This window comes from Stenotrophomonas maltophilia group sp. Smal13 (genome assembly GCF_030236855.1).
Taxonomy (GTDB): Bacteria; Pseudomonadota; Gammaproteobacteria; order Xanthomonadales; family Xanthomonadaceae; genus Stenotrophomonas; species Stenotrophomonas maltophilia_A.
In genome coordinates this window covers 1-11,624 of sequence record NZ_JASJSQ010000129.1, presented here as the reverse complement: position 1 = coordinate 11,624, position 11,624 = coordinate 1, and the positions used below count along the sequence as shown (strand labels likewise).

Here is an 11,624-nt window from a genome sequence, read left to right as displayed (position 1 = left end):
GGCGTCCAACTCCCGGGGGTCACTTCATGGACGGGTTTACGGCGTCTCCCGCAACTGGACCCACCCCGCCATCCCACGGGAAACCCGCTGTTGCTGTTGACGTTGCTTGAGGCGGGTGCAGGGCGCAGCCCTGCCGATACCCCTCCCCCCGGCCGGGCTGGCAGAATAGGCGTCTCTGCCGTTATCCGAAGCCGACGATGCGCCTCTCCCAGTTCCACCTGCACACCACCAAGGAAACCCCCAGCGACGCCGAGCTCACCAGCCACCGGCTGATGCTGCGCGCGGGCATGATCCGCAAGCTGGCATCAGGCCTGTACACCTGGTCGCCGCTGGGCCTGCGCGTGCTGCGCAAGGTCGAGCGCATCGTGCGCGAGGAAATGGACCGCGCGGGTGCCGTGGAATTCCAGATCCCGACCATCCAGCCGAAGGAACTGTGGGAGCAGACCGGGCGCTGGCAGAAGTTCGGCCCGCAGCTGCTGAAGATCAAGGACCGCAAGGACCAGGTGTTCTGCTACAGCCCGACCGCCGAAGAAGCCGCCTGCGACTTCGCGCGCAGCGAGCTGTCCAGCTACAAGCAGCTGCCGGTGAACTTCTACCAGGTGCAGACCAAGTTCCGCGACGAGATCCGTCCGCGCTTCGGCGTGATGCGTTCGCGCGAGTTCCTGATGAAGGACGCCTATTCGTTCCACCTGCACGATGAGTGCCTGGTGCGCGAGTACGAGAACATGAAGTCGGCCTACAGCCGTATCTTCACCCGCCTCGGCCTGGATTTCCGCATGGTGCAGGCCGACTCCGGCGCGATCGGCGGTGATGCCTCGCAGGAATTCCACGTCATCGCCGATTCCGGCGAAGACGCGCTGGTGTTCTCCACCGGTTCGGACTACGCGGCCAACATGGAAGCGGCGATCGCTGCCGATCCGGCACCGCGTGCGGCCGCCAGCGAAGCCATGCGCAAGGTCGATACCCCCACCCAGAAGACCTGCGAGGATGTCGCGGCGCTGCTCGGCATCGACCTGCAGCGCACGGTGAAATCGGTGGCGCTGATCGCCGGCGAAGGCAAGGCACAGCAGTTCGTGCTGCTGCTGGTACGCGGAGACCATGAGGTCAACGAGATCAAGCTGGCGAAGGTTGCCGGCCTGGACGAACAGCGCTTCGCCAGTGAGGCGGAAATCGCCGAGCACCTGGGCAGCGTGCCGGGCTTCCTCGGCCCGGTCGCCCCGGCCAAGGCCATCCGCGTGGTGGCCGATCGCGAAGTGGCGGCGATGTCCGACTTCGTCGTCGGCGCCAACGAAGCCGGCTTCCACCTGGCTGGCGTCAACTGGGGCCGCGACCTGCCGGAACCGGAAGTGGCCGACATCCGCAACGTGCGTGCCGGTGACCGCGCGCTGGACGGTGGTGAACTGAAGATCGCCCGTGGCATCGAAGTCGGCCACGTGTTCCAGCTCGGCCGCAAGTATGCCGAAGCGCTGGATGCCACCGTTCTGGACGAGAACGGCAAGGCCGCGGTGATGGCGATGGGCTGCTATGGCATCGGTATCTCGCGCGTGGTGGCTGCCGCGATCGAACAGAACCATGACGATGCCGGCATCATCTGGCCGGACGCGATGGCGCCGTGGCAGGTGGTGGTATGCGTGATTAACCCGAAGGGCGACGCTGCCGTGGCCGACGCCGCGGCCAACCTGCTGCAGGAGCTGTGCGATGCGGGCCTGGACGCGGCACTCGACGACCGTGGCCTGCGCCCGGGCGCGATGTTCGCCGACATGGAACTGATCGGCATCCCGCACCGCGTGGTGGTGAGCGAACGTGGCCTGGCCGCCGGCACCTACGAGTACCGTTCGCGCCGCGCCAGCGAAGCGGAAAGCCTGGACAAGGCCACCCTGCTGCAGCGCCTGCAGGGTTGATCAGGAAAAGACCGGGGCATGCCCCGGTCTTTTTTTTGCCTGACGCCCATTTGAGCAATATTGCAGCGGACATAATCCGGTCAAAATCGACGCAATGCAGCCGGGATGCTGCCAGGCCATGACCGCTCTGCATTTGTGCTGGGATTAATTCATCTTTATTCTGTCCCGCGACGCCAGGGACTGGCTCGTCCCGTCCACTTATTAGTTTCCGGAGTAACCGTAAATGAGCATTGACCTGACCGGCCTGTCGGCACGCGAGCTGGGCGCCCTGATCCGCACCGCCAAGAAACAGCAGACCATCGTCGCCAAGCGCCGGCCGATCACCAAGGTCCGGGCACAGCTGACCAAGCTGGCCAAGACCGAGGGTTACACCATCGAGGAACTGTTCGGCGACGCCCCGGCCCCGCGCGCGCGCAAGGTGGCCAAGGTTGCCAAGGCACCGTCGAAGACCGCTGGCCGCAAGCTGGGCAAGGTTGCGCCGAAGTACCGCAACCCGGCCAATCCGAAGGAAACCTGGACCGGCCGTGGCAAGCAGCCGCGCTGGATGGCCGAGCTGACCGCCAAGGGCAACAAGAAGCCGGAAGATTTCCTGATCAAGAAGGCCTGAGGCCGGATCGGGATGCAATGAAAAACGCCGGCGAAAGCCGGCGTTTTTTCATTCCCCGGAAAGGAAAGGTGTGTGGACCAACGGTCCACACCCACAGGAAGCAGCCCAGAGGGCGATTACAGGGTTTTGCGAGCCGGCATCAGCAGGTTGCCGAACAGCAGGCCAGCGACCAGCGCCATCACCACGTTGAGCACGGTGAGGAACACGCTCTGGCCGGCGCCCACGTCCTGCTGCTGGACCAGGGTCAGCACGCCGCGCAGGCTGGTGCTGCCGGGCACCATCATGATGATGCCGGGCAGGCGGATGATTGCGCCCGGGCGGCCGACGAGGCGGCCGAACAGATTGCCACCGGCGGTCAGCAACATCGCCGACAGGAAGATCCCAGCCGGCGCTCCCCAGGCGTGGCCACCGAACTTGGAGATCGCATAACCAGCGACCGAGGCGGCGATCACCCACGGATAATCGCGGCGGTTGGCCTTGAACAGCATCGCGAAGGCAAACGCCGCGGTCAGCAGTGAGCCCCACTCCACCCACGGCCCCTGCGGCCGCGTGGCGCGGATCACCGGATCGAGGCCGAGCACGTCGGCCAGGGTCACCGCGATCATCGCGCCGACGCTGAGCTTCATGATGGTGGTCAACGCACCGGCGAAGCGCGCGGTACCCGACACCCAGTGCTGGCTGGCCAGCTCGTTGACCGCATTGGTCAGCGACATGCCCGGCAGCAGCACCACCAGCGAGGCGATAATCACCGTGTTGAGGTTGAGCGCGCCGACGAAGGATGCCACCAGCGTGGCCACCAGGCCGGCCAGCAGCGCGGCCAGCGCCTCGGCTGCCTCGCGGGTGGCCGGTCGACGGTCGGTGACCATGCCGAGCAGGCCGATCATCAAGCCGATGACACCGGCGGTGGCGATGTCCAGCCACGGCAGCTTCCACATGCCGGCCACGCCGGCCGCACCGAGAGTGAACGAAAGGATGGTGCGCAGCTTGCCGCGCCGGCCCGGATCCTTGTCCAGCTGGCGCAGCGCCGTGTGGCCCTGGGCGATGCTCATCCGCCCGTTGGCCACTTCCTCGGCGATATGGTCGGCCACGCTGAGTTTGTGCAGGTCGTTCTCACCGGGCGCCAGGCGGATCACGCGGGTGATGTCACTGGAGCCGATTGCCTGCGCCGGGTCGCTGAAGCTGAGGATGATACCGGTGGGATTCGACCACGGTTCACAATCCAGATCGAGCTGGCGGGCCAGTGCCACCACCGCTGTTTCCAGGCGCTGGGCCGTGGTGCCGTAGCTGTGCAGGCGTCCGGCGATCTCGGAAACAAAGGCCACGCGCTGCGCGTAGGTGGCCTGGGGCGTGGGGATCGTGTGAGCGTCTGCGGACATGCGCCGTAGTATTACCTAGGCTGGGCCTTACCGGAGAAATTCATCCGAGTTCGACGCGATGCCCAATACAGAACGGTTATGCTGCGACCCGAATGGCCCAAGTCACCCCGAACCACGCCCCCCAGCTCGAACAGGATGCCCATGACCCGGGCGTGATCCGCCTGTCCGGCACCTGGACCTTGAAGACCGCGCTGGCCGCGGCCGAAGTCCTGCGCGGCGTTCCCGACACGCTGACCGGCATCGATGCCACCGCCATCGAGAAGATGGATTCGGCCGGCGTGCTGCAGGTGCTGCGCGTAGCCCACCGTGCCGACCTCGGCGAAGACGCACTGAAGTTCCGCCCGGACCATCAGGCGCTGGTGTGCACCATCGAGGAAGTGGCCGACGACCGGCCCAAGCCCAAGCGCGACTTCGGCGTGCTGGCTGCACTGGAACGGCTGGGTGTCAGCGTCCATGCCACCGGCCACAACATCAAGGCGCTGTGCAGCTTCCTCGGCGAGAACCTGGTCAAGGCCGCGCGCCTGGTCAAGGAACCCCGCCGCTTCCGGATGACGGCCACCGTGCACCAGATGGAACAGGTCGGGCTGGACGCGGTACCGCTGGTGGCGCTGCTGTCCTATCTGGTCGGCGCGGTGATCGCCTTCCTCGGTTCGACCATCCTGCGCGATTTCGGCGCCGAGATTTACGTGGTCGAACTGGTCAACATCGCCTTCCTGCGCGAGTTTGCCGTGCTGCTGACCGCGATCGTGCTGGCCGGCCGCACTGCCAGTGCGTTCACCGCGCAGATCGGCGCGATGAAGGCGCGCGAGGAAATCGATGCGATGCGCACCCTGGGCCTGGATCCGATCGACCTGCTGGTACTGCCACGACTGCTGGCGTTGCTGGTCACCCTGCCCCTTCTGACCTTCATCGCAATGGTCGCCGGCCTGGCCGGCGGCATCACCGTGGGTGCGTTCGACCTGGATATTCCTCCGCAGATGTACATCGCGCGCATGCACGACACGATGGAAGTTCGGCACATGCTGGTCGGCCTGTCGAAGGCGCCGGTGTTCGCGCTGGTGATCGGCCTGATCGGCTGCCTGGAAGGACTGAAGGTCGAAGGCACGGCGCAGTCGGTCGGCGAACGCACCACCTCCAGCGTGGTGCAGACGATCTCGCTGGTGATCATCATCGACGCCTTCGCGGCGTTGTGGTTCATGCACATGGACTGGTGACATGAGCACGCATCCGACGCCCGAAGAAATTCCCATGCAGGACGACAACGGCCACGAGCTGGCCATCCGCGTGCGCGGGCTGGTCAACCGCTTCGGCAGCCAGACCGTGCATGAGGACCTGGACCTGGATGTACGCCGCGGCGAGATCCTGGGCGTGGTGGGTGGTTCGGGTACCGGCAAATCGGTGCTGATGCGTTCGATCCTCGGCCTGCGCGTGCCCGATGCCGGGCAGATCGAAGTGCTCGGCCGCGACGCGCGTGCCGACGATGCCGAGAGCCGCCTGCACATCGAGCGCAACACCGGCGTGCTGTTCCAGGACGGCGCCCTGTTCTCCTCGCTGACCGTGGGCGAGAACGTTCAGGTGCCACTGAAGGAGCACCATCGCGAGCTGCCCGAGCGCTGGCATTACGAGCTGGCGCTGCTGAAGGTGAAGCTGGCCGGCCTGCCCGCCGATGCGATCAACAAGCTGCCCTCGCAGCTGTCCGGTGGCATGCGCAAGCGCGCCGGCCTGGCCCGGGCGCTGGCACTGGATCCGCCGCTGCTGTTCCTGGACGAACCGACCGCCGGTCTCGACCCGATCGGTGCGGCGGCATTCGACCGCCTGATCAAGACCCTGCAGGAAGCACTGGGACTGACCGTGTTCCTGATCACCCATGATCTGGACACGTTGTACGCCATTTGTGACCGGGTGGCAGTGATCGCCGACCGCAAGGTAGTGGCCAATGCGCCGCTGCCGGAGATCGAGAAACTGGATCATCCGTGGATCCAGGAATACTTCCACGGACCCCGCGCGCGTGCCGCGCGTGGCGAACAGATCGAGAGTGCCTGAGCCATGGAAACCAAAGCCAACTACGTGCTGATCGGCGCGTTCACCCTGATCACCGGCCTGGCCCTGCTGGCCTTCGGCCTGTGGGCCGCCAAGTACTCTTCCGACCGCACCTGGCAGGAATACCGCGTGGTGTTCCGCGAAGCGGTGACCGGCCTGTCTGTGGGTAGCCCGGTGCAGTACAACGGCATCGCGGTGGGCTCGATCACCGAACTGAACCTGGTACCGGACGACCCGCGCCAGGTGGTTGCGCGCATCCGCCTGAACTCCAACACGCCGGTCAAGACCGATACCCGCGCCAAGCTGGCGATCACCAGCCTGACCGGCCCGTCGATCATCCAGCTCAGCGGTGGCACGCCGCAGTCGCCGGCGCTGACCACGGTCAACAAGGACCCGGCGCCGATCATCCCGACCACGCCGTCGGCGCTGCAGAACATCACCGACGTCGCCAACCGCATCGTCGAGCGCATGGACCAGATTCTCAGCGACCGCAACGTGGCTTCGATCAACGCGACACTGGCCAACCTGGAAACCATCAGCGGTGGTCTGGCCGACCGTGACCAGGGCACGCAGGCGCTGCTGCTCAGCGCGCGCGACGCCGCCCGCAGCCTGGACACAACGCTGAAGACCACCAACGGCACCATCGAGCGCCTGGACAAGAACCTGGTGCAGCAGCTGCCGGGCATCATCGACAAGCTCGACGGCACTCTGGCCAAGCTTGATTCGGCCGCCGGCAACGCCGATTCGATCCTTGGCGAGAACCGCGCTGCCATCAACAGCTTCGCCAACGATGGCCTCGGCCAGCTCGGCCCGACGCTGACCGAACTGCGCGGCCTGATCCGCGACCTGCGCCGGGTCAGCGACCGCCTCGAGAACAACCCCGCGCGCTACCTGCTGGGCCGCGACGCACCGAAGGAGTTCGAACCCAAATGAGCCCGACCACCCTTCCGCGCCTGCTGCTGGCCGCTTCGATGGTCACCCTGCTGGGCGGCTGCTCCATCCTTGGCAGCAGCGAGAAAACCGCAGTGACGCTGTACTCGCCGTCCGTGCAGGTGAAGGCGGACCCGGCGTGGCCACAGGCCAGCTGGCAGCTCGTACTGGCCAAACCCAGCGCCGCGCGCATGGTCGACAGTCCGCGCATCAACGTGCGGCCGACGCCGTCGCAGCTGGAGATCTACAAGGGCGCCAGCTGGGCCCAGCCGGCCACCGACATGATCGAGGACACGCTGCTGCGCGGCTTCGAGGATTCCGGCCGCATCCGCGGCGTGGCTCGCAGCACCGCCGGCATTCGCGCCGACTACAAGCTGTCCACCGACGTGCGCCGCTTCGAATCGGACTACCAGGGACGGGCCACGCCGACGGTGGTGATCGAGGTCAACGCCAAGCTGATCCACGTCGCCGACCAGCGCGTGGTCGCCGACCGCACCTTCCGCCAGGCGCAGCCGGTCGGCAGCACCGATGTTCCTGCCGTCACCGCCGCCTTCGAACGTGGCCTGCAGCAGCTGGCACAGGAGATGGTGGGCTGGACGCTGACCAGCGGGCAGGCCGACCAGCCGACCGTCGCGCGCTGATCGATCAGCGCGGCGTGATCCAGCGGAACGTCAGGTTGATCCGCTCGCCCAGCACCCGCGCCATCTTCGGCAGCGCGTGCTGATAGAACTGTTGGGTCTGACCGGCCATCACCAGCAGATCGCCATGGCCGAGCAGATACTCGGCCTTCCGCGCCGGGTCATCGCGCCGGCGCAGCAGGAATCGGCGCGCCGTGCCCAGGCTCAACGAAGCAATCACCGGGGCCGACCCCAGCTCCGGCTCGTCATCGCTGTGCCAGCCCATGTAATCACCGCCGCCGCGATAGCGGTTCAGCAGCACGCTGTTGAAGCGGCCGAGGCCCTCCACCTGCAGGCGATCACGCATGGCCTGCAACGCGGGTGGCCAGGGGTGCGGCACGAATTCAGCCCCCGAATATCGGTAGCGCGCCTGCGGATCGCCGATCCAGCAGCTCAGCCGCGGCGAATCCACCCAGTTGCCGAACATGCGGATGCGGTGAACTTCCCAGGGGACTTTGGCCTGCAGCACGGACAGGAGCCGGTCGGCATCGGTCGCGGCCAGCCAGCCCGGCAGGTGCTGGACATCGGCATCGGGCAGGTCGTGAGGGAAAAGCATGGCGCTACCTGAGAATGGGGCGTCCCTGAGCCGGGCCGCCCCGGACCTTCAACCGCGAACGAACGCCACGCCCGTCTTTTCCTTCAACTCGTCATCGCTGACGCCCGGCGCCGCTTCCACCAGCAACAGGCCCTTGTCAGTCACGTCGAACACCGCCAGGTCAGTGATGATGCGGTCGACCACGCCCACGCCGGTCAGCGGCAGCGTGCATTCGGCCAGGATCTTGTGCTCGCCGTTCTTGGCGGTGTGCTCCATCAGCACCACCACGCGCTGCACGCCGGCCACCAGGTCCATCGCGCCGCCCATGCCCTTGACCATCTTGCCGGGCACCATCCAGTTGGCCAGGTCGCCCTTATGGGTGACCTGCATGGCGCCGAGGATGGCCAGGTTGACGTGGCCGCCGCGGATCATCGCGAAGCTGTCGTGGCTGCCGAAGTAGCTGGCACCGGCACGTGCGGTAACGGTCTGCTTGCCGGCGTTGATCAGGTCGGCATCGACTTCGGCATCGGTCGGGAACGGACCGATACCGAGCAGGCCGTTTTCCGACTGCAGCCACACATCCACGCCTTCGGGGATGTGGTTGGCAACCAGGGTCGGCAGGCCGATGCCCAGGTTCACGTAGGCGCCATCAGTCAGTTCGCGGGCGGCGCGTGCCGCCATCTCATCGCGGGTCCACGCCATGTCAGTTGCCCTCCGCGCGGATGGTGCGCTGTTCGATACGCTTTTCTGGATGCGGGTTGTGCACGATGCGGTGCACGTAGATGCCCGGCAGGTGCACCTGGTCCGGATCGATGGCGCCGACCGGCACCACCTCTTCCACTTCCACGATGCAGACCTTGCCGGCCATCGCGCAGGCCGGGTTGAAGTTGCGCGCGGTCTTGCGGAACACCAGGTTGCCCGCTTCGTCGGCCTTCCACGCCTTGACCAGCGCGACATCAGCACGCAGCGCGGTCTCCATCACGTAGTGCTTGCCGTCGAACTCGCGGGTTTCCTTGCCCTCGGCCACCACCGTGCCGTAGCCAGTGGCAGTGAAGAACGCCGGGATGCCCGCGCCACCGGCACGCAGGCGCTCGGCCAGGGTGCCCTGCGGATTGAATTCCAGCTCCAGCTCGCCGGCCAGGAACTGGCGCTCGAATTCCTTGTTCTCGCCCACGTAGGACGAGATCATCTTCTTGATCTGGCGGGTTTCCAGCAGCTGGCCCAGGCCGAAACCATCGACGCCGGCATTGTTGGAGATCACGGTCAGGCCCTTGGCGCCACTGTCACGCAGCGCGGCGATCAGCGCCTCGGGAATGCCACACAGGCCGAAGCCGCCCACGGCCAGCGTCTGGCCATCGGCGACCACCCCTTGCAGGGCCTCCGCCGCACTGGCGAAGCGCTTGCCGCGCTTGCCGGTGGAAGTCGATTGCTGCATTGCTGTACTACCCTGCACGTTGAGGATGACCGCATTCTAGCTGGAGGGCGGCGAAGGGCCTGGATGCGCCGCAGCATTGACGGAGCACCAGGCGGGCATTGGGTAGAATGGGCGATTCCACGCAGAAGGGTGCTTCAGCGCCTACGCCCCTCGATCTACGATGACGCCGACCTTCACAGACGAAGACCTGTTCCGCTGGATCGACGAATGGACACTGCAGAAAAGCGAGCAGTGCCTGGGTGGCGTGCGCAACCGGCAACTTCGCGATGGCCTGCTGACGGCCGAGGTACAGGGTTCGGCCAGGCATCCCTACTACGTGGAGATCGATCTGACGGCCAGTACGCGCACCGCGCGCAGCCGCCTGCAGAGTGCCTGTTCCTGCCCCGTCGGCCGCACCTGCAAGCATGTGGCGGCGGTGCTGGTCTCGTACATGCTGGATTCGCTTGCCATGGACGACGGGAGCCCCCTGACCGAACAGGACCTGACGCAACCGCCGCGTCCTGAACTGCTGGCAGAGCTTTCGCGTTGGCAGAGCGCGCGGATCCGGCCGGCCCAGCCACGCCGGAACGGTGTCATCTTCGAACTGTCCACCTACAACCACCACCCCGCCGTGCTGGTCCGGCGCGTCAAGTACGGGGCCGATGGTGCGATCAGCACGGGCAAGTGGATGGATATCACCGCGGACCTGCTGCTGGATCCTCCGGCCTATCTCACGCCGACTGATCTGGCGGTGATGATCCAGCTACGCACCCAGCGGCAGCCCGCGACGAAGGACGAATGGATCGACTTCGCGGCCACCCTGCAGTTGATCGTCTCCAGCGGCCATGGCTGGGTCTCCTGCGGTACGCACGGCGACGTGCCGGCCCGGTCAGGAGCTCCACGCCGCGGCGAACTGGGCTGGACCGTTGGCATGACGCAGGGCGCGACGCTGCTGGAACCCACGTTGAGCGTGGAGGGCGGCGCCAGAGGCGTGGTCCTGGGCCGGAGTGCGTGCTATCTGGACCCGGTCACCGGCGAGGTCGGTCCGCTGCTGCTGGATGTCAGGGCCGAGGACGCCGACGCCTTCCTGAGCCTGCCCAATCTGTTACCCAACGAAGAAGCGGTGGTCGCACAGATGCTGCAACAGATCGACCCTGCCCTGCCGCGCCCCGGTGCAAGCGACACACTGCCCACCCTGCAGATCAGCGCGATGATCCCCGTGCTGCGCCTGCATACGATTGAGTTCCGGCCGGCGTGGCTCGGCCGCCGCGACCCGTCGCAATGGGCCGATATCGCGACCGTGGCCTTCGAGTACGACGAGCACGTGCGGTTCCTGGATGATCCGAGCCTGTTCGCACTCGATCCGGAGGGCCAGCTCGCCCTGCTGCCCCGTGACCTGGCTGAGGAATCACGGCGCGAGGCCCAGCTGCGCACGGTGGGACTGTATCGCGACACGGACCCGCGGGCGCCATTGGACGGCGCTGGCCCGCAGTTCCAGCTGCGCACCCATGACTGGACACGGTTCCTGCTGGATGACGTGCCGCGCCTGGAAGCCTTGGGCTGGAAGGTGGAGACGGACGACGACTTCCGCCATCGCATCACCCGGGTGGATGAGATCGACCTGGACATCCAGGCGGACCCGACGGATGCGGGCTGGTTCAACCTGGGTCTGGACATCCAGGTGGAAGGCCGCAACGTATCGATGGTTCCCCTGCTGCAGCAGGTGCTGCAGTCCGATCCCCGCTGGATGCGTGGCCAGCTGGACGCCATCGGCGACGACGAGAACGTCCTGTTGATGGCAGGCGACAACACCCGCCTGGCACTGCGGGCCACACGACTGAAGCCGATCATGGCCCTGTTGGCGGACCTGTTCGCCCAGCGTGGCGCGCCGCTGCGCTTGTCAGCGCTTGACCGTGGCCGCCTGCAGGCACTGCAGGACACGGCGCGCCTGCAGTTCCGGGGCCGCAAGGATACCCAGGCGCTGGTGCAGCGGCTGATGCAGGCACCCGCACTTGGCGAAGTGCCGCCACCGGCGGGGCTGGTGGCAACGCTGCGTCCCTACCAGCTGGAGGGCCTGTCGTGGCTGCAGTACCTGCGCCAGCAGGGGCTGGGCGGGGTGCTGGCCGATGACATGGGGCTGGGCA

Annotated in this window: 11 protein-coding genes; 7 read left to right on the top strand and 4 right to left on the bottom strand. The window is 66.5% G+C overall.

Annotated features, from left to right (window positions below; translation table 11 throughout):
• Positions 1 to 197 precede the first annotated feature (197 nt).
• The gene (locus QRO95_RS23950; RefSeq protein ID WP_285303627.1) at positions 198 to 1,901 is read left to right on the top strand and encodes a proline--tRNA ligase; all 1,704 of its coding nucleotides are present in this window, start codon (positions 198 to 200) and stop codon (positions 1,899 to 1,901) included.
• Between the two features lie 223 nt (positions 1,902 to 2,124).
• Positions 2,125 to 2,508, top strand: a complete 384-nt coding sequence (locus tag QRO95_RS23945) for an H-NS family nucleoid-associated regulatory protein (protein ID WP_005415203.1) — start codon at positions 2,125 to 2,127, stop codon at positions 2,506 to 2,508.
• A 116-nt stretch (positions 2,509 to 2,624) separates the two neighbouring features.
• Here QRO95_RS23945 and QRO95_RS23940 read toward each other — a convergent pair whose 3' ends face one another.
• A complete protein-coding gene (locus QRO95_RS23940) occupies positions 2,625 to 3,884 on the bottom strand; it encodes a threonine/serine exporter ThrE family protein (RefSeq protein ID WP_004142069.1) in 1,260 nt (419 codons plus the stop codon).
• A gap of 92 nt (positions 3,885 to 3,976) precedes the next feature.
• On the opposite strand from QRO95_RS23940, the gene QRO95_RS23935 reads away from it, so the two are divergent.
• From QRO95_RS23935 to QRO95_RS23920, 4 genes are read left to right on the top strand one after another with little or no spacing between them, the layout of a single operon-like run.
• Positions 3,977 to 5,098 (top strand): ABC transporter permease, encoded by a 1,122-nt coding sequence (locus QRO95_RS23935; protein ID WP_285303626.1) that lies wholly within the window; start codon positions 3,977 to 3,979, stop codon positions 5,096 to 5,098.
• 1 nt (position 5,099) lies between these two features.
• A complete protein-coding gene (locus QRO95_RS23930; protein WP_197611132.1) occupies positions 5,100 to 5,927 on the top strand; it encodes an ABC transporter ATP-binding protein in 828 nt (275 codons plus the stop codon).
• Between the two features lie 3 nt (positions 5,928 to 5,930).
• Positions 5,931 to 6,857, top strand: coding sequence for an MlaD family protein (locus QRO95_RS23925; protein ID WP_014035909.1), 927 nt, complete (start codon positions 5,931 to 5,933; stop codon positions 6,855 to 6,857).
• Positions 6,854 to 7,495: an ABC-type transport auxiliary lipoprotein family protein gene (locus tag QRO95_RS23920; protein ID WP_285303625.1), complete on the top strand. Its 642-nt coding sequence runs from the start codon at positions 6,854 to 6,856 to the stop codon at positions 7,493 to 7,495. Before QRO95_RS23925 ends, QRO95_RS23920 begins: the two co-directional genes overlap by 4 nt.
• Positions 7,496 to 7,499: 4 nt before the next feature.
• Here QRO95_RS23920 and QRO95_RS23915 read toward each other — a convergent pair whose 3' ends face one another.
• Genes QRO95_RS23915 through QRO95_RS23905 form a run of 3 tightly spaced genes read right to left on the bottom strand, consistent with a single transcriptional unit; the run spans position 7,500 to position 9,501 of the window.
• Positions 7,500 to 8,087 (bottom strand): alpha-ketoglutarate-dependent dioxygenase AlkB, encoded by a 588-nt coding sequence (locus tag QRO95_RS23915; RefSeq protein WP_285303624.1) that lies wholly within the window; start codon positions 8,085 to 8,087, stop codon positions 7,500 to 7,502.
• Between the two features lie 48 nt (positions 8,088 to 8,135).
• Positions 8,136 to 8,768: a CoA transferase subunit B gene (locus QRO95_RS23910; RefSeq protein ID WP_285303623.1), complete on the bottom strand. Its 633-nt coding sequence runs from the start codon at positions 8,766 to 8,768 to the stop codon at positions 8,136 to 8,138.
• Between the two features lies 1 nt (position 8,769).
• Positions 8,770 to 9,501 (bottom strand): CoA transferase subunit A, encoded by a 732-nt coding sequence (locus tag QRO95_RS23905; RefSeq protein ID WP_012509993.1) that lies wholly within the window; start codon positions 9,499 to 9,501, stop codon positions 8,770 to 8,772.
• Positions 9,502 to 9,661: 160 nt separating this feature from the next.
• On the opposite strand from QRO95_RS23905, the gene QRO95_RS23900 reads away from it, so the two are divergent.
• On the top strand, positions 9,662 to 11,624 hold a 1,963-nt coding region (locus tag QRO95_RS23900), incomplete at its 3' end, for an SWIM zinc finger family protein (protein ID WP_343237343.1).

Coding starts and splice junctions, on each gene's coding strand:
- QRO95_RS23950 (WP_285303627.1), top strand. CDS start 198: ATGCGCCTCTCCCAGTTCCACCTGCACACCACCAAGGAAACCCCCAGC.
- QRO95_RS23945 (WP_005415203.1), top strand. CDS start 2,125: ATGAGCATTGACCTGACCGGCCTGTCGGCACGCGAGCTGGGCGCCCTG.
- QRO95_RS23940 (WP_004142069.1), bottom strand. CDS start 3,884: ATGTCCGCAGACGCTCACACGATCCCCACGCCCCAGGCCACCTACGCG.
- QRO95_RS23935 (WP_285303626.1), top strand. CDS start 3,977: ATGGCCCAAGTCACCCCGAACCACGCCCCCCAGCTCGAACAGGATGCC.
- QRO95_RS23930 (WP_197611132.1), top strand. CDS start 5,100: ATGAGCACGCATCCGACGCCCGAAGAAATTCCCATGCAGGACGACAAC.
- QRO95_RS23925 (WP_014035909.1), top strand. CDS start 5,931: ATGGAAACCAAAGCCAACTACGTGCTGATCGGCGCGTTCACCCTGATC.
- QRO95_RS23920 (WP_285303625.1), top strand. CDS start 6,854: ATGAGCCCGACCACCCTTCCGCGCCTGCTGCTGGCCGCTTCGATGGTC.
- QRO95_RS23915 (WP_285303624.1), bottom strand. CDS start 8,087: ATGCTTTTCCCTCACGACCTGCCCGATGCCGATGTCCAGCACCTGCCG.
- QRO95_RS23910 (WP_285303623.1), bottom strand. CDS start 8,768: ATGGCGTGGACCCGCGATGAGATGGCGGCACGCGCCGCCCGCGAACTG.
- QRO95_RS23905 (WP_012509993.1), bottom strand. CDS start 9,501: ATGCAGCAATCGACTTCCACCGGCAAGCGCGGCAAGCGCTTCGCCAGT.